Annotated in this window: 18 protein-coding genes; 4 read left to right on the top strand and 14 right to left on the bottom strand. The window is 30.2% G+C overall.

The window, feature by feature from the left end; all coding sequences use genetic code 11:
- Positions 1–39 precede the first annotated feature (39 nt).
- Complete coding sequence (locus J3U20_RS06850) at positions 40–675, top strand: Pr6Pr family membrane protein (RefSeq protein WP_160542525.1); 636 nt, start codon at positions 40–42, stop codon at positions 673–675.
- 93 nt (positions 676–768) lie between these two features.
- On the opposite strand, the gene tsf is transcribed toward J3U20_RS06850, so the two are convergent.
- The 4 genes from tsf to rplM all read right to left on the bottom strand — a co-directional run bounded on the left by tsf (position 769) and on the right by rplM (position 3,427).
- On the bottom strand, positions 769–1,587 hold the full coding sequence (tsf, locus tag J3U20_RS06855) for a translation elongation factor Ts (protein ID WP_105296358.1): 819 nt from the start codon (positions 1,585–1,587) through the stop codon (positions 769–771).
- Between the two features lie 24 nt (positions 1,588–1,611).
- Positions 1,612–2,412 carry a 30S ribosomal protein S2 gene (rpsB, locus tag J3U20_RS06860; protein ID WP_160542526.1) on the bottom strand — a complete coding sequence of 267 codons (801 nt, stop codon included), beginning with the start codon at positions 2,410–2,412 and terminating at the stop codon, positions 1,612–1,614.
- A gap of 166 nt (positions 2,413–2,578) precedes the next feature.
- Positions 2,579–2,965 (bottom strand): 30S ribosomal protein S9, encoded by a 387-nt coding sequence (rpsI, locus tag J3U20_RS06865; protein ID WP_105296360.1) that lies wholly within the window; start codon positions 2,963–2,965, stop codon positions 2,579–2,581.
- Positions 2,966–2,971: 6 nt separating this feature from the next.
- A complete protein-coding gene (gene rplM / locus J3U20_RS06870) occupies positions 2,972–3,427 on the bottom strand; it encodes a 50S ribosomal protein L13 (protein WP_160542527.1) in 456 nt (151 codons plus the stop codon).
- 456 nt (positions 3,428–3,883) lie between these two features.
- Here rplM and J3U20_RS06875 point away from each other — a divergent pair, with 456 nt between their 5' ends.
- Entirely contained in the window at positions 3,884–6,130 is a 2,247-nt protein-coding gene (locus J3U20_RS06875) for a two-component regulator propeller domain-containing protein (RefSeq protein ID WP_160542528.1), read from the top strand.
- 11 nt (positions 6,131–6,141) lie between these two features.
- Positions 6,142–6,852, top strand: a complete 711-nt coding sequence (recO, locus tag J3U20_RS06880; protein WP_160542529.1) for a DNA repair protein RecO — start codon at positions 6,142–6,144, stop codon at positions 6,850–6,852.
- 16 nt (positions 6,853–6,868) lie between these two features.
- Here the strand turns inward: recO and mnmA are convergent, their stop codons facing one another.
- The 10 genes from mnmA to J3U20_RS06930 form a co-directional block, all read right to left on the bottom strand.
- Positions 6,869–8,053: a tRNA 2-thiouridine(34) synthase MnmA gene (mnmA, locus tag J3U20_RS06885; RefSeq protein WP_160542530.1), complete on the bottom strand. Its 1,185-nt coding sequence runs from the start codon at positions 8,051–8,053 to the stop codon at positions 6,869–6,871.
- 65 nt (positions 8,054–8,118) lie between these two features.
- Positions 8,119–8,445, bottom strand: a complete 327-nt coding sequence (gene yajC, locus J3U20_RS06890; RefSeq protein WP_105296364.1) for a preprotein translocase subunit YajC — start codon at positions 8,443–8,445, stop codon at positions 8,119–8,121.
- A gap of 18 nt (positions 8,446–8,463) precedes the next feature.
- A complete protein-coding gene (locus J3U20_RS06895) occupies positions 8,464–8,916 on the bottom strand; it encodes a DUF1573 domain-containing protein (RefSeq protein WP_160542531.1) in 453 nt (150 codons plus the stop codon).
- A 12-nt stretch (positions 8,917–8,928) separates the two neighbouring features.
- Positions 8,929–9,834: a transcription antitermination factor NusB gene (gene nusB / locus J3U20_RS06900; RefSeq protein WP_105296366.1), complete on the bottom strand. Its 906-nt coding sequence runs from the start codon at positions 9,832–9,834 to the stop codon at positions 8,929–8,931.
- 64 nt (positions 9,835–9,898) lie between these two features.
- Positions 9,899–10,225 (bottom strand): preprotein translocase subunit SecG, encoded by a 327-nt coding sequence (secG, locus tag J3U20_RS06905; RefSeq protein WP_105296367.1) that lies wholly within the window; start codon positions 10,223–10,225, stop codon positions 9,899–9,901.
- 1 nt (position 10,226) lies between these two features.
- Positions 10,227–11,372, bottom strand: coding sequence for a hypothetical protein (locus tag J3U20_RS06910; protein ID WP_160542532.1), 1,146 nt, complete (start codon positions 11,370–11,372; stop codon positions 10,227–10,229).
- A gap of 3 nt (positions 11,373–11,375) precedes the next feature.
- On the bottom strand, positions 11,376–11,885 hold the full coding sequence (locus tag J3U20_RS06915; RefSeq protein ID WP_105296369.1) for an LptE family protein: 510 nt from the start codon (positions 11,883–11,885) through the stop codon (positions 11,376–11,378).
- Positions 11,869–13,146 carry a sigma-54 interaction domain-containing protein gene (locus J3U20_RS06920; protein ID WP_105296370.1) on the bottom strand — a complete coding sequence of 426 codons (1,278 nt, stop codon included), beginning with the start codon at positions 13,144–13,146 and terminating at the stop codon, positions 11,869–11,871. The genes J3U20_RS06915 and J3U20_RS06920 overlap by 17 nt, the downstream gene beginning before the upstream one ends.
- 9 nt (positions 13,147–13,155) lie before the next feature.
- Positions 13,156–14,586, bottom strand: coding sequence for a tRNA (N6-isopentenyl adenosine(37)-C2)-methylthiotransferase MiaB (gene miaB, locus J3U20_RS06925; protein WP_160542533.1), 1,431 nt, complete (start codon positions 14,584–14,586; stop codon positions 13,156–13,158).
- A gap of 147 nt (positions 14,587–14,733) precedes the next feature.
- On the bottom strand, positions 14,734–16,224 hold the full coding sequence (locus tag J3U20_RS06930; protein ID WP_160542534.1) for an SLC13 family permease: 1,491 nt from the start codon (positions 16,222–16,224) through the stop codon (positions 14,734–14,736).
- A gap of 189 nt (positions 16,225–16,413) precedes the next feature.
- Here J3U20_RS06930 and J3U20_RS06935 point away from each other — a divergent pair, with 189 nt between their 5' ends.
- Entirely contained in the window at positions 16,414–16,878 is a 465-nt protein-coding gene (locus J3U20_RS06935; protein WP_160542535.1) for a hypothetical protein, read from the top strand.
- The last annotated feature ends 332 nt before the right edge of the window (positions 16,879–17,210 follow it).

Here is a 17,210-nt window from a genome sequence, read left to right on the forward strand (position 1 = left end):
AATTTTTACACGAGTTAATCTTTAGTAAATTTACCATTCATGAGAATATTTTTTAATTTAATACTTATTTTTTTGGTGTTTTTCAGTATTGGTACAGAAACCTATAATTACGTCTATGGAGATATTCATCCATCGATCTTAAATGAAAAATCCAAATTGAACCGATTGATTTATTATTACAGCTATTTTACTGTTCAATCTAATATTGCGGTAGGTATTAGCTCTTTACTCTTACTTTTTAAACCTGATTATTCTAAAAAATGGTTTCGCATTTTACGAATAGACGGTATTATTTGTATAGTTATTACATGCATCGTTTATAATTTAATGCTCAGGCATGATCATAATGTAAAAGGAATTATGCGATTTACCAATGAAGCTTTGCATGTATTCATACCTTTTTTGGCTGTATTGTATTGGTTATTATACGGTCCTAGAAAATTATTGGATAAAAAAACTACTTTTTTTGCGATTATTCCTCCTTTAATTTATGTCATATATATTTTTACAAGAGGTCATTTCACCAATATGTATCCTTATCCATTTTTGGATGCCGGTGAAATAGGCTTATTTCAAGCTTTATTGAATACGGGAGCTATTGTATTGCTGTTTTTATTTCTAGAATTTATCCTTATTTATATAGATAATCAATTGATAAAAAAGGATCAATCTTAAATTAAAGTTTTAATTTTTAGAATTGTGGAAGATAATTATTTAAAATAAAAAAGACTGCAATATGCAGTCTTTTTTATATATACTATTTTAAAATTATAATCGTATAAATCCGGTTATTTTAACTTCAGGATCAATTGATTTTACATAATCTTCTACTGAAGTTTTTTCACCCATAATATAATCTTGTTTTAACAAAGTATTATCCTTAAAGAACTTGTTAAGTTTTCCTTTGGCTATATTTTCAAGCATAGCTTCCGGTTTTCCTTCTTGACGTAATTGATCTTTAGCAATTTCAAGTTCTTTTTCAATTACACTTGAATCCACCTGAGTTTCATCTAATGCAATAGGATTCATAGCTGCAACTTGCATAGAAATATTTTTAGCTACTTCTGCTGCCTGATCAAAAGACTTTGATAAACCAACTGCTGAAGCTATTTTATTTCCCGCATGTATATAGGAACCTACAAATGGAGCTTCCAAAGTTTTAAATCCGGATATTTCAATTTTTTCACCGATTACACCTGTTTGTTCTATAAGCTTTTCACTTACAGGAATACCATTGAAATCGGCAGCTAATAATTCTTCTTTTGTATTGAAATTTAAAGCAAGATTTGCAAAATCCTTAGCTAATTTAACAAAATCTTCATTTTTTGCAACAAAGTCAGTTTCACAACTTAATTTTATTACAACAGCTTTTGTATTGGATTCGTTAACTGCAGCTATTACAGCTCCTTCAAGATTTTCTCTATCTGCTCTGTTTGCAGCAACTTTTTGTCCTTTTTTTCTTAATAAGTCAACCGCTTTGTCGAAATCTCCTTCAGCTTCAACTAAAGCTTTTTTTGAGTCCATCATTCCTGCTCCTGTAGCATTTCTTAGTTTTGCTACATCAGCTGCTTTTGGTGAATATGACATCTTTATTTTTATTTAAATTTAACTTTATTCTGCGTTATTTTCTTCTTGATTTTCAGAAACTTCAGAGTCATTAGTGTCTTGTACTAAAACATCTTCTTCTTCTGCAGCACCTTCTTCTTTAGCTTTCGCTTTTTCTGCTTTTCTTACACTTAACCCTTCTTTAATAGAGTTAGTAACAGTTTCTAAAATCAAATCAATTGATTTGGATGCATCATCATTTCCGGGAATTGGGAAATCAACCAATTGAGGATCTGAATTCGTATCAACGATTGCAAAAACAGGAATACCTAATTTTTTTGCTTCCGTTACAGCGATATGTTCTCTTAGTATATCTACTACGAAAAGAGCAGATGGTAAACGAGTCATATCAGCAATAGATCCTAAGTTTTTTTCAAGTTTAGCTCTTTGACGATCTACTTGTAATTTTTCTTTTTTAGATAGAGTTTCAAAAGTACCGTCTTTTTTCATTCTATCGATAGAATTCATTTTTTTAACAGCTTTTCGGATGGTAACAAAGTTTGTTAACATTCCTCCCGGCCATCTTTCTGTAATATAAGGCATATTTACAGATTCTGCATGTTTTGCAACAATGTCTTTTGCTTGTTTTTTGGTTGCAACAAACAAGATTTTTCTTCCTGATGTAGCAATTTTTCCTAAAGCGTTTGATGCCTCATCTAATTTTACAGAGGTTTTGTGCAAATCAATAATGTGGATTCCATTTTTCTCCATAAAAATGTAAGGAGCCATATGTGGATTCCATTTTCTGGTAAGGTGACCAAAATGCACTCCGGCATTTAAAAGGTCTTTTACATCTACTTTTGCCATACTTTTTTTAGTTTACGTTCCGCAGTTTTTGCAATCAACTTAAAGTTTAACTTTAAAGTTTGGATGCTAAACTAAACGGCAAGTTTAAATTATTTATAAAATTGTTATTTTTTAATATAAAATAACCACTACAAAATAGTGGTTATAAGTATCGTTATTAGTCAGATTAACGTTTAGAGAATTGGAATCTTTTACGTGCTTTTTTCTGACCGAATTTCTTTCTTTCAACCATTCTAGGATCTCTAGTTAGAAGACCTTCTGGTTTTAAAACTGTTCTGTTTTCTTCATTTAAAGAAACTAAAGCTCTAGATATTGCTAATCTGATAGCCTCAGCTTGTCCTGTTACTCCTCCTCCATATACATTTACTTTAATATCATACTGACCTAAAGTTTCAGTTAATTGGAAAGGTTGTGCAATTTTGTATTGTAATACTTCTGTAGGAAAGTAAACTTTATAGTCTTTTCCGTTTATGGTAAACTCTCCTTTTCCTTCAGAAAGATATACTCTTGCAACAGATGTTTTTCTTCTTCCTATTTTATGTGTAACTGCCATTATTTTTTAGATGAAAGCGTTAATATCAAATGTTTTAGGTTGTTGAGCTGCTTGTTCATGCTCTACTCCTTCATATAAGTATAAATTTTTAAGTACTTTTCTTCCTAATTTATTTTTAGGAAGCATACCTTTCACTGCATACTCCAACAATCTTCTAGAATCCTTTACCTTAACTTCGGCAACACTTGAAAATTTTTGTCCACCGGGATATCCTGTGTGTCTTACATATTCTTTTTGATCTGTTTTATCTCCGGATAAAACAACTTTTCCTGCATTGATAACAACAATATTATCACCACAATCTGCATGTGGAGTAAAATTTGTTTTGTGTTTCCCTCGCAAAATTTTAGCTATTTTAGAAGCTAAACGACCTAATTTTTGTCCTTCTGCATCAATAAGTAACCACTCTTTATTTGCAGTCTCTTTATTTGCCGATATGGTTTTGTAACTTAGTGTATTCACTTTTCTTATTTTTCCTTTATTAAAAAATCGCCCTAAATAGGGTTGCAAATTTAAAAAATATTTTTAATTTAACAAATATCTCCTGAACATTTTATCGTTTTATTTAAGTTATTGTATATACCTCTAGATCAATGAGTCTTCAACTCCTCTAATTTTCCGCTTTATAAAGTAAATATCTTAAAATTTTAATTAAGTAAAATTCTGTTTTAATTTAAAATAATCTTAATTTTATTTTCTAACTTGTTATAATGCACAAAAATAATTGTTATTTTTCAAGGTTGATTCTTTCAACTTCAATTATTAATAATTATTCCTAATTGCTTTATAAAATTTACTGATTTGAAATTTCTAAAATTCAAAGATTATAATCCAATTTTATTTTTATATAAAATAAATCTGTTATGAGATATTTTTCCCATAAATCTATTAATTTTACAAGCATTACATATAATTTCTATGAAAAAGCTTAGTTTTTTAATTTTATTAATTTTTACCGGTCTTTGCAATAGTCAAAATACCAGATGGAAAGATTATTTTTCTTATTTTAATATTAAAGCTATTCAAAAAGTTGACAATCTTATTTTCAATGTAACTCAAAACGGTTTGTACTCTTATAATGAAACAACCGGAGAAATTAAGAAATTTTCAAAAGCTAATGGTCTTCACGAAGTTAATATTACTGCTTTCGCTTATAATTCCGATAATAAAGCTTTACTCGTTGGATATAAATCCGGTAAATTGGACATAGTAAAGCAAGACATGATCCAATTAATTGTAGATATTCCTTTTGATCGAAATTATCAAGGAAATAAAAGAATTAATCATATATATACTGAAGGTGATTATGCGGTACTTTCCATGGACTTTGGAATTACTTTATTTGATTTAAAGAAGCTTGAATTTAAAGAAACTTGTTATTTTAAACAAGGTCTTAACTATTATAAAGTACAGGAAAGCGTAATTGTTAATAATAAAATATTTGCCGCTTCAACTAATGGGATTTATTCTCATCCCATAGATCATTTAATTCCAAATTTTACTGCTTGGAATCTTACCAATTCCGGAAATAACATTAATCAAATAATTAAAAATAATACATCTTTACTTATAAGCTCCAACCAAACCATTTACAAAAGTGATGATGAAGGGATTAGTTGGCAAAATAAAGGCAATTTCATTGATTTAAATGATATTATTTCTATTGATGAGGGCTTTTTATTGGTTCAAAAAAATAAATTGGTTGTACTAAATGAATCTTTTCAAGTTTTAAAATCTATGGAATTTTCAGATGACCTTACCACCGGTTTTTACTCAAATGGAATTTTTTATGCAGGAACTCAATTAAAAGGCCTTATTAGAAATAACGCATACCTGGTTCCGGACGGCCCGTTTAATAACCGTTCTTATTCATTAACTATCTATGATAATCAATTATGGGTAGCACCGGGAGGAAGAAATATTGATAATTATTTCGAATTGAATCCCAACTCTTATGGTTTTTATCATTTTAACGGTCAAAAATGGAATCATATAGATTCTAAGAGTATTAATAACGAACGGTATATTATGAAAGTTGTTCCTAATGTTAATAACATTCATGAAGTTTTCGTGATCTCTTATAGTAATGGATTGATAAAAATGGTAAATGATCAAATGAAAATTATTTATAATCGGACCAATTCTCCAATAATTAAATATGAGCGATTAGTTGGCGGAAATTTTGATGCCAATGGTAATTTAATTATGGTTCAATCATTTGCTGCGGAATCTAACAATGGTTTTAATAATGCCATTATCATAAAAACGCCTAATGATCAATTTAAATTTTTAAGTCTTTTACCTAAAAGATTTCATTTAGCGGGAGGAGCTATGAATCCGTATATAGATTCCCAAGGATATATATGGGTTCCTTCACCAAGAAATAACGGACTGGTTGTATATAAATATAACCGAACCCCGCTTACTACTTCTGATGATAATATTTATTTAATAGATTCCAATAAAAATAGCGGAAACTTACCTTCTAATAATATATTATGCGTTGAATTAGATAAATCCGGAACTGCTTGGATAGGAACCGACAGCGGTCTTCGTATTTTTAGAAATCCTTATCAATCATTAGAATCAGGAAACTATAATACCGAAAGAATTATTATTACTCAAAACGGTTTAGGTGAAGAAGTTTTACGAGAAACTAAGGTTACGGCAATAAAAACCGATGGCGCTAACAGAAAATGGATTGGTACACATAGTTCAGGTGTTTTTTACTTATCGGAAGACGGAACAACTCTTTTAAATAGATTTACGGAAGAAAATTCTCCTTTACCTTCTAATCTTATTACGGATATACAAATCGATAAGACCGGTGAAGTTTATTTTGTTACTCCTTCAGGTATTGTTTCTTATAGAGGAGACATTATTGATTCAGGAGATGATTTTGGAGAAATTGTTGCCTATCCTAATCCGGTTAGACCCGGTTATACAGGAAATATCACGATACGCGGATTAGCCCATGATGCTTTTGTTAAAATTACTGATGTAGCGGGTAACCTGGTATATGAAACTAAAGCACCCGGAGGCGTTGCAACCTGGAATGGAACTAATTTTAATGGAAAACCTGTTGCTTCAGGGATTTATTTAGTTTTAATGAGCAATTCTGAAGGAAAAAAACATGCTACAACCAAAATTGCAATTATTCGTTAAGTTTAAAAGAAATGATTGAAACTACTAAAGCTATCGTATTGTCTTTTTTAAAATATGGAGATTCTTCCCTTATTGTAAAATGCTATACCGAAAATTTTGGTTATAAAAGTTTTATTTTAAAAAATTCTTTTTCTAAAAAAAATAGAAAAAGCCATTTTATCTTTTTATTTAATGAAATTGAAGTTACTTTTTATTCTAAAAAAAACCATTCTTTAGAATTGATTAAAGAAATTCATCAAGCTCATATTTTCAATACCATTCATACAAATATTATCAAGTCTTCGATAATAACGTTTATTGGAGAAATGGTGAACCAAACGCTAAAAAACGAGGAAGCACAGGACACATCTTTATATACTTTTATTAAAAGCAGTTTAATTGATTTAGATGCAAAAGACAGTTACTTTTCTGATTTCCATCTTTATTTTTTACTGCATTTTTCGAAGTATATTGGGTTTTATCCCTTAGAAAATGATTCAGAATTTCCTTATTTTAATATTAAAGAGGGTATTTTTTCTTTAAAAGCTGATACTGTTTCAAGGGAAGAAAATGCTCATTTATGGAAGCAATTACTTTCTTATGATTTTAATTCTTTAAAAAATTGCTTTACTAATTCACAGCGTAAACAGATGCTTTCAGAAATAATAACTTATTTTGAAATGCATTTGTCTAATTTTAAAAAACCTATTTCTTTAGATATTTTAAAATTAATTTTTGATTAAATATTACTAATTAAAATCAAGAGATTACTCCGCTTCCGATTAATTCATCTTCAACATACCATGCCGCAAATTGCCCTCGGGTAATTGCTGATTGCAAATTTTCAAATTCAATGAAAATTCCTTCTTCAAATTGATACAAAACTGCCTCTTGCAAAGATTGTCTATATCTTATCCTGACTCGAACTCTCATTGTTTCTCCTATCTTCATTTGCAGGTCTTCTCTAACCCAATGTACTTCTTTTTGATCTATAAATAGAGCTTTTCTAAATAATCCGGGATGATTTTTACCCTCACCTACATAGATTGTATTGTTTTGCACATCGGTATCTAATACAAAGCATGGTTCGATATGCCCTCCTATTCCTAAACCTTTTCTTTGACCGATGGTATAATAATGCGCTCCTGAATGTTCACCGATCACTTTGCCATCCTCTATAGTATATTGAAAAGGAGTTGACAAATAAATCAATTCTTCTTTTTTAGTTGAAAATGATTGTTCTTCTTTTTTGTATATAGGATTATCTAAAAAAATTTCAACCAGATTTCCTTTTTTAGGTTTTAATTTTTGTTGTAAAAAGTCAGGCAATCTTATTTTCCCAATAAAGCATAATCCTTGAGAATCCTTTTTATTTGCAGTAACTAAACCAATTTCACTTGCAATTTGCCTTACTTCCGGCTTGGTTAAATTTCCTATAGGAAATAAGGTTTTGGAAAGCTGGTATTGATTAAGTTGACATAAAAAATAGGATTGGTCTTTGTTGGAATCTATACCTGCTAAAAGCTGATAAATTGTTTGGCCTTCGTTATTCAATGAATGAACACGTGCATAATGACCGGTTGCTACTTTATCTGCGCCTAAAGATAAAGCTGTTTTAAGAAATATATCAAACTTGATTTCTCTGTTGCATAATACATCCGGATTAGGGGTACGTCCTGATTCGTATTCATGAAACATGTAATCAACAATTCTTTCTTTATATATTTCAGAAAGGTCTATGACTTGATAGGGAATATTAAGTTTTTGAGCTATTAGCAATGCATCATTGCTATCTTCTACCCATGGACATTCATCTTCCATTGTAAATTCAGAATCGTTCCAATTCTTCATGAATAGACCTATAACTTCATGACCTTGTTGTTGCAATAAATATGCTGTAACACTTGAATCTACTCCTCCCGATAAACCTACTACTACTTTCATTTTATATAATTAAAAAGCATATTCTATATACCATAGAATATGCCTTATGATTTATTTATAATCGTTTACTTCTTTGCAGGTGCATTTTCCGGATATCTTGCTATAGACAATTCTCTGGAAATTGCTGATTTTTCGATTTTTATTTTTCCCGCCATAGTTTCAATAATAAGTCCATCATCCATTATTTCCGCAACTTTTCCATGAATACCGGAAGTGGTAACTATTCTTGTTCCTTTAGCTATATTATCTTGAAAATTCTTTTCTTGTTTTTGTCTTTTTGTTTGCGGCCTAATAAAAAAGAAGTAAAACACCACAAATAGAAGGACTAGGGGAAGGAATGCTCCTGCTTGTTCCATAAAACCTCCTTTTGCTTGTAAAATTATTGTTAACATTTTTATTTAAATTTATTTTTAATTAACTTTTGCTTGAAATTTAATTACTTTAGTTTCAAAATTTCCTGAAACAGCTATTGTTTTAAGTACTTCTCCTTCAAAATTTGAAGAATCAAAAGTAACTGTAATTTCTCCTTTCTTGCCCGGATATACAGGTTCTTTAGTATATTTTGGAGTGGTACACCCACAGGAAGGACGTACTTCTGAAATTAATAAAGGACGTTTTCCAACATTGGTAAATTTAAAAACATGGGAGACTTCTTGCCCCCTTTTTATATCCTTAAAATCATACGTATCTTCATTAAATTTTATAATAGATTCTTCGGTTATTTTGGGTACACCATGAGTATTTTTAGTATTCTTATTATCCTGTACGGTACTTTTGATTTGCTTTTGAGAAGAATTTTCTTTTTTGCAACCGATCGTGAATAACATACCTATTAATAAAAATATTATTGCTGACTTTTTCATTTTTCAGGATGTTTAAACTTTATTCATATCTCTAGCATATCTGTCTAAAATACCATTAATAAATACATTACTTTTAGCGCTAGAATAAACTTTTGCTAATTCAATACATTCATTAATAACAACTTTAGCCGGAACTTGAGGAAAATAATTGAGTTCTGTAAATCCCATTGCCAATATGATTTTATCTATTTCCGCAATTCTATCCAACTCCCAGTTATTTGATCTTTTTTCAATTAATTTTAAACTTTCCGGATAGTGTTTAACCGTGGTCCTGAATAGATTTTTTGCAAATAAAATACCCTCATCCGATTTTAAAACTTGAATTAATGTATCAAAGGGTGCTCCTTCCTCAATAGACTTTATAGTCTTCAGGGTCATATTATTGGCAATATGAACATCATCTGCCCAAGAAAGTTTTAATTCCTCAAACCATTCATACATGATGTCATTATCTGCTATATGTTTTAAAAACAGTTTAAGCAATACCTTTTTTTCCGACTCAAAATCTGTTTCTTTACTTTGCATATACTCTAAATAACTTCGCGATGTTTGAAATTTTTTAAAGATAATTGCAGGATAATTATTATTTAAATGCCACGATAATTCTAAATGTTTGTCCGAATACTCTTTTCTAGCTTTGTTTTTCTCTAACAGCTCAAATATCTTATTATTAACAAACTTAAGATTAGGATTTTTTTCCTCATCTGTGGCAAAACGTTTTTGCTTTTTCCTTTCTATTACTTCAAGAGCATAATCTCTCACAGCCAATAGAAGATTTAGTTGATATATATATAAATCATATATCTCATCTATAGACTGGAACATTCTATTTTCAACATATTCTAACTCATTCCCACTTATATTATACGCATACAGAACCTGTAGAATTTTTTCTCTAATTTGCCTTCTTCCTAACACAACAATAAATTTTTAAGAACTTTGTTAATACTATATTTTTAGTGTTAATTATTACAAGTATATTTTACTTAACGTTAGTTTTAGGCAAAGCCTGTTCTTGTTGAGGGGTTGAAGACTGTTTTGAGTTTTGGGTTGGAGTTGATGTATATATAGTTGGCTTTGCAATTAATACCGATGCAAAAATTGACAATACTACTATTACTCCTCCTAAGGTCCAAGTTGCCTTCTCCATAAAATCATTTGTTTTCTGAACACCGAACATTTGTGTTCCACTACCTCCGAAAGTTGAACTTAAACCTCCTCCTTTTGGATTTTGCGACAAAACAACTAATATTAGCAAAACGCATGCGATAATGATAAATATCATTAGTATTCCATATACTGCTGTCATATTATTTTGAATTTTTTATCTTTTTTATTCTTCTTATTTCCGAGGCAAAATAACTACTTTTTTCTGGATATTTCAAACTTAATATCTTAAAAGCTGTTAATGCTGTATCATATTTACCTTGCTCTACATATAATTGAGCTAAGGTAATAGTCATTAAATTTGCAATGTCCTGAATTTCTTCTTTTTTAAATTCTACGTCTTTACTATATTTCGTGTCTTTTGCAACCGGTTTTATCTTGGGATTATTTTCAATAAAGTTTGAAATAATGCTATTTTGTTTTTCTTGTTGTGGTATTACTTTTTCAGATTTTAAAGCTTTTTTTTGCTTGGAAAGTGATATCCATTGATTAAAAGTTAATTTGTCCGATTCCAAAGTAATTTCCTCTTGCTTGTTTTCAATACTTGGTTCGCTTAACTGAATTTCATTGATTTCATTACCAACCAAATCTTCCTTTACTTCTTCTTCAATTTCCGAATGTTCAATTTCAGTACTTTCTTCCTTATTCTCGAAATTTTCTTCATTTTCTTTTTCTAAGCTTGAAGTAAATAAATGTGATATTCCTAACTTTTCTATATTGGTATAGGAGACATCACTGTTTAAAAAGATTTTCTTATTATCCTTAGCATCTTCATTAGTTAAAAGTAATTGAATTTTAGAATGATCTTCTATAGGTTCAATTTCTATATTGTTGTTATTTACTAATTCTTCGGATATTTTTTGTTCATTTATAATTTCAGAATTTGAATCTATTGCTTTCAATTGGGTTAAACTGCTATCCTCTTCCATAAATTCATTACTAACAATATTTTCAAGAACTATAGTTTCTTCAAATTTATTATCATCTGCTTGTAAAATTTCATCTTCTTTTTTATCGATCAATTCTTCTGCTGTAATTGGTTCTACTAACTTCTTGTTAGTATCAATGGATTTTTTTATTAATTCTCGATAGTTCGTATAAATTGAAACCTTTTTAATATCTTCATTAGTTAACGGTTCTGATACATATCTATTTTTCCAATTTAAATAAATTAAATGAAACGATTGAGAAAATGGATAGTGAGTTATTAAATCTTCCACATAATTCTTATCGGAAAATTTAAGTTTTTCAGGGTTTTCTATTAACTGTATAATTCTACTATTATCCATAATTTACCAATCGGCTACTATCGCTAAAAATATTTGATCAATAATTCTTTGATTGATTTTCTGGGCAAGATCATCTTGAACATTAATCAATAATTCTTTGCTAGAATAATCTTCATAATCGGAAAAAGTTTTTTCGAAACTCTTTTCAGGCTGCTTTTTATTTTCGTATCTAACAGAAACGCTTATCGTCAATCTGTTTTGCGTTGCTTCGTCGGAATTACTTTGTATATTTACCGGACTGGTTGAAAAGTTAGTTATTTCTCCTTCTAAAATGATATCCGGATCTATATTAGTCTCTACAAGCTTCGTTCTTTGATTAAATCTACTTTGTAAGGCGGTAGTAAAATCTACACTTAAATTCGGGCTTTGATAAGCTGAATAATTAGGAAATGATTTTATTTCTATAGTTTTTATATCGGGATCCAAAGAAGCCCCTGTGAATGAATAACATCCGGACAAAGATATAAAAAAAATTCCTATTATGAGTAATATGATTTTATTCTTCAATATCATATTGTTTTATTTTTCTATATAATGTTCTTTCCGAAATCCCCAACTCTTTTGCTGCTAATTTACGTTTTCCATTATACTTTTCTAAAGCTTTTTTAATAAGTTCCTCTTCCTTTCTTTGTAAAGATAAAGATTCCGAATTGTTGGACACATCTTCATATTCGTAGTCATCCAAAATTTCGTGATACTCATTAACTGATGAAGGAACTGTCGGTATGACGGGTTTTTCATCATAATAAACAAGAGAATCTCCCGATTTAGGAATATCATAATCTTTATATACTCGTTGGAAAAGATCCTGATCATTTGAGTTTAGCATCAAATCGCCTTTATTTTTAATGAGTTCTAAAGTCAACGCTTTCAAATCGTTGAGATCTTTTTTCATATCGAATAAAAACTTATATAATATTTCCCTTTCACTGGAAAAATCCGAATGATTTTCATTTTGCTTGGAAAAGTTTACTAAAGACGTGGTTTGTGGAATGTCTTTTAAATATTCTTTTACCTTATCTATAGACAAATTCCTGTTGGTTTCCACCACCGTAATTTGTTCGGTAAAATTTCTTAATTGACGGATATTTCCCGGCCAATAATAATTTTGAATATAGGACATGGCTTCTTCTGATAAACTCACTGAAGGCATTCTATATTTTTCTGAAAAGTCAACTGCAAATTTTCTGAAAAGTAAAGGAATATCATCCTTCCTTTCCCTTAAAGCAGGTATATCAATCTGTACTGTATTTAACCTGTAATATAAATCTTCTCTGAATCTGCCTTTTTTAATTGCTTCCAATAAATTAACATTAGTCGCAGCTACAATTCTTATATTTGTTTTTTGAATAGTAGATGATCCGACTTTCATAAATTCACCACTTTCCAATACTCTTAATAAACGAACTTGCGTTTGCAAAGGCAATTCTCCTACTTCATCTAAAAAAATGGTTCCTCCATCTGCTACTTCAAAATATCCTTTACGAACCTTATCTGCTCCCGTAAAAGCTCCTTTTTCGTGACCAAAAAGTTCTGAATCTATGGTCCCTTCGGGAATTGCTCCACAATTAACAGCAATATATTGTTTATGTTTTCTTGGTGAAAGATTATGAATTATTTTAGGAATAAACTCTTTTCCTACCCCGCTTTCTCCAATTACCAAAACAGAAATATCTGTAGGTGCTACTTGCATAGCTTTTTCTAAAGCCCTGTTAAGTGCAAGGTTATTTCCAATTATTCCGAATCTTTGTTTTATTGCCTGTAATGAATCCATAATATTTATTTATGCGATCTCTCCTATCAAGGTAGCTGAAGTGCAATCATTTACCAATACATTAACAAAATCTCCAACTTTTGTTTGATCTGTTTTAGTAAAAACCACCACTGCATTTTGAGAAATCCTTCCGTACCATTGATCTTTACTTTTTTTACTGGTTCCCTCTATCAAAACTTCGTGTACTTTGTTAGTATACGTTTTCATTCTTTCTAATGAAAGTTCTTGTTGAAGATTTATAATTTCTTTAAGTCTTCTTGACTTTATTTCCGCTGGCACATCGTCTTTCATTTTTTTATGAGCTAACGTACCGGGACGTTCAGAATAAGCAAACATGTATCCGAAATCGTATTTTGCATATTTCATTAGAGATAAGGTTTCTTGATGCTCTTCTTCCGTTTCTCCACAAAAACCTGCTATGATATCATGTGAAATCGCGCAATCAGGTACGATTTCCCTTATTTTATCCACTAAATTAATATATTCTTCCCGTGTGTGTTGACGATTCATTCGCTGCAAAACTGTAGTGCTCCCACTTTGAACAGGTAAATGGATGTATTTGCAAATATTATCATGTTTAGCCATTACGTGCAATACTTCTTCATGCATGTCTTGCGGATTGGACGTTGAAAATCGTATTCTAATTTCAGGACAAGCTTCAGCTACCATGTTCAATAATTGTGCAAAATTTATCGCTGTTGCTCTTTGCAATTCACTAGCTTTTAAGAAATCTTTTTTAGGACCTCCTCCATACCATAAGTAACTATCTATATTTTGTCCTAAAAGTGTAATTTCTTTATATCCGTTTTCTCTCAACTCTTTACATTCTTTAAGAATTGAATGTGGATCTCTACTGCGTTCTCTTCCTCTTGTAAAAGGAACCACACAGAATGTACACATATTATCACATCCTCGGGTTATGGACACAAAAGCTGTAACTCCATTTCCGCCTAAGCGTATCGGACTTATATCTGCATAAGTCTCTTCTTTTGATAAAAGTACATTAATGGCATTTCTTCCATCATCCGTATTTTTCAATAAGTTCGGAAGATCTCTGTATGCATCGGGACCTACCACTAGATCAACTAAATGCTCTTCTTCCAAAAACTTTGTTTTTAATCTTTCTGCCATGCAGCCGAGAACGCCTATAACCAGATCCGGCTTTTTTCTTTTTATTGCATTAAATTGAGAAAGTCTTTTTCTAACCGTTTGCTCCGCTTTTTCACGAATAGAGCAAGTATTGAGAAGAACTAAATCTGCTTCTTCCAGTTGAGAGGTAGTATTATATCCTTCGTTACTAAGTATTGAAGCTACTATTTCACTATCGGAAAAATTCATTTGACAACCATAGCTTTCTAAAAACATTTTTTTGGTGTTTTTAATAGAACTTTCTTGTATTAAGATTTCTCCTTGTCTTCCTTCTATAATTTCTTTTTCCATATTTAAACATTCCCTACGAAAAAAAGTACCGGGATATTACTAAATCAAAATAAAAATAGTCTGCAAAGATAAAACTTTATATGCCAAGTTGACAGATTATTGTTTTAAATATTTCTTAAAATATATGTTAAGTAAATATAATTTTATTTATCTGCTTGTTAAGACCATCTCAAAATACCCCGTAAAATTTTGCAAAAATAACACCCAAGCCATGATTACTATAGTTCCTACTATTGCTGCATAAAAACCTCCAAAATAAAAGTCTGATTGCTTAAGCATCCCTGTACTGTATACTATTGCATTGGGAGGCGTTGACACGGGCAGGAATAATCCGCACGAAGCACAAAGACCAATTACTAAACCGATCGGCAGTATTTGTTCCGGAGGAAGTACTACCGCAGCAATATTTATGACGATGGTTGCTGTAGCCGTACTACTCATTATGTTAGAAAAAATCACAGTCACTATAGCAAAAATCATCATCATTAAATATTCATTAAACGATGCATCTCCCAATAATTCGGAATAATAGGGCGCCAGCAATTCCTTTATTGCAATCCCTAGTGATAATCCACCGGCGACTAACATTAAGGTATCCCACGGAAGCTTTCTTATATCTTCAGCCGTTATAATCCCTAACATAGGAAGGAAAACAATAGGAATTCCTGAAGTGGCTGCACTTGGGATTTTCAATTTTGAACCCATCATCCAAAAGAAAACGGTTATAAATAAAATTAGTATTACAAAAAACCTCTGCAATCTAATCTTTTTGGGAATCGGGGCTAATTCTTCTAAGAAATTTAAATTAATTTTTTCAACTTTAGATGTATATTTTTGCTTAAGCAGAATCCAAAAGAACAACAACAATACTATTGCTACGGGCAAGCCCAAGATCATCCAATCAAAAAAAGAAACCTCAATACCTTTGGATTTTAAAACATCTACTACAATCAAATTGGGAGGAGAAGATATTAAGCTGCCCATTCCTGCAAAAGTTGCCGAGGCCGGTATGCTTATCAATATTGCTTTTGTCATGGGCGAATCTTTCCCTTCTCTGTCTAAAAAAGGCATAACAGCTGCCAAAATCATGGCTGATGTTGCCGTATTGGATATAATTAATGATAAACAGGAAGTAGTTAGCATAATTCCTAACAACATATGCGACGGCTTACTACCAAAAATAGATATGGTACCTCTAAATAAAGAAATATCTATTCCTGTTTTTCTCATACTTTCACTGAGAAAAAAACCGCCCAAGAAAATCCATATAACACTATCAGACCATGTATTAGAAATAGTTTTCGGATCAATTGTTGATCCTTCTATATTCCCCATGGTATAAATGAGAAAACCTGTGATCAGTATCCCTACGGCAAAGGGGGGTATTGCTTCGGTAACCCATAGAAGTATTGAAAACATCAGAATGAACAGGGTGTATTCTTGAGCTTTAGTAAATTCTTGAGGAGAAAGAAAATAAGTACCTAATAAAGCAATACCTAATGAAAAAAAGAATAATCCAACTTTAGTTTTTATATTCCAAACATCTAAAGATTTTTCTATAAGAAGATCACTATAGACTCTAATATTCGTATTAATCTTTTTAAAATCTTTATTAATTCTATGAAAATCAAAATCCATATATATAGCCCTAAATTAAATTTTATCTACTCTTAAAAACTTTGCTTACCTTAATGACAGATAGCAAAACTCTTTATAAATTTACTATTTATTTCTAATAGTTTACTCTTAATTGAGAAATTAATTTTTAAATTTGTATCCTAATTCTCACATTAATAACACAGGTAAAGTTTACCTCTAATATAAATTATGAATAATTTTTCTAAGCTCTGGGTTTTTCAATCTAGAAGATTTCTTACCCCTGAAGAAATTCAAGATATCACCAAAATTCTTACTGACTTTTTGAAAACATGGGCGGCACATGGTGCTGATTTAAAATCTGAGCTTACGATTATTAAAAATAAATTCATAATTATAGCGGTTGATGAAAATCAAGCGAAAGCCACCGGATGTTCTATCGATAAATTGAATCAATGCATTAGACAAATCGATCAAAAATATCAATTAGAACTTTTAAACCGATTATGGGTAAGCTATGAAGATGATAAAGGGGAAATTACTACTGTACCTATGAATTCTTTTAAGGAAAAAATCAAATCCGCTCAAATTTCTCCTGAAACCTATATTTATAACCTTGCTATAAGTACTTCCAAAGAATTCGAAGAAAAATTTAGACTTCCTCTTAAAGAAAGCTGGGCAAGAATATTTATGTAATTTTTATTTATATAAGGTTTTCGTTTTATTAAAACTGTGATATAAGTTGCTTCTTAATAAATAATTTTTCTTTTAAAAATAATTTGAGATCCCATATACCTTATTTTCAATAAATAAACTAATTTTATCTTATAAAATTAAATACCATTATTTATTGACTTCATTATATTATTTATCTTGATAATTTTGTTTTATACTATACTATAAATCAAAAACCCTGTTTTTCATTTTATCTATTTTTTAAAAACTGTTGATAGTAAAATTACAATTTATAATTTTATAATTAATAATCATAAATAAACATTAATATTATTGCTTATTAATTTATAATA

Origin of the sequence: Apibacter sp. B3919 (assembly GCF_026537405.1) — a bacterium.
GTDB lineage: Bacteria > Bacteroidota > Bacteroidia > Flavobacteriales > Weeksellaceae > Apibacter.

Bases quoted from the DNA above. Each gene is read 5' to 3' on its own strand.
- J3U20_RS06850 (WP_160542525.1), top strand. From the start codon at position 40: ATGAGAATATTTTTTAATTTAATACTTATTTTTTTGGTGTTTTTCAGT.
- tsf (WP_105296358.1), bottom strand. From the start codon at position 1,587: ATGTCATATTCACCAAAAGCAGCTGATGTAGCAAAACTAAGAAATGCT.
- rpsB (WP_160542526.1), bottom strand. From the start codon at position 2,412: ATGGCAAAAGTAGATGTAAAAGACCTTTTAAATGCCGGAGTGCATTTT.
- rpsI (WP_105296360.1), bottom strand. From the start codon at position 2,965: ATGGCAGTTACACATAAAATAGGAAGAAGAAAAACATCTGTTGCAAGA.
- J3U20_RS06875 (WP_160542528.1), top strand. From the start codon at position 3,884: ATGAAAAAGCTTAGTTTTTTAATTTTATTAATTTTTACCGGTCTTTGC.
- recO (WP_160542529.1), top strand. From the start codon at position 6,142: ATGATTGAAACTACTAAAGCTATCGTATTGTCTTTTTTAAAATATGGA.
- mnmA (WP_160542530.1), bottom strand. From the start codon at position 8,053: ATGAAAGTAGTAGTAGGTTTATCGGGAGGAGTAGATTCAAGTGTTACA.
- yajC (WP_105296364.1), bottom strand. From the start codon at position 8,445: ATGTTAACAATAATTTTACAAGCAAAAGGAGGTTTTATGGAACAAGCA.
- J3U20_RS06895 (WP_160542531.1), bottom strand. From the start codon at position 8,916: ATGAAAAAGTCAGCAATAATATTTTTATTAATAGGTATGTTATTCACG.
- secG (WP_105296367.1), bottom strand. From the start codon at position 10,225: ATGACAGCAGTATATGGAATACTAATGATATTTATCATTATCGCATGC.
- J3U20_RS06910 (WP_160542532.1), bottom strand. From the start codon at position 11,372: ATGGATAATAGTAGAATTATACAGTTAATAGAAAACCCTGAAAAACTT.
- J3U20_RS06915 (WP_105296369.1), bottom strand. From the start codon at position 11,885: ATGATATTGAAGAATAAAATCATATTACTCATAATAGGAATTTTTTTT.
- J3U20_RS06920 (WP_105296370.1), bottom strand. From the start codon at position 13,146: ATGGATTCATTACAGGCAATAAAACAAAGATTCGGAATAATTGGAAAT.
- miaB (WP_160542533.1), bottom strand. From the start codon at position 14,586: ATGGAAAAAGAAATTATAGAAGGAAGACAAGGAGAAATCTTAATACAA.
- J3U20_RS06930 (WP_160542534.1), bottom strand. From the start codon at position 16,224: ATGGATTTTGATTTTCATAGAATTAATAAAGATTTTAAAAAGATTAAT.
- J3U20_RS06935 (WP_160542535.1), top strand. From the start codon at position 16,414: ATGAATAATTTTTCTAAGCTCTGGGTTTTTCAATCTAGAAGATTTCTT.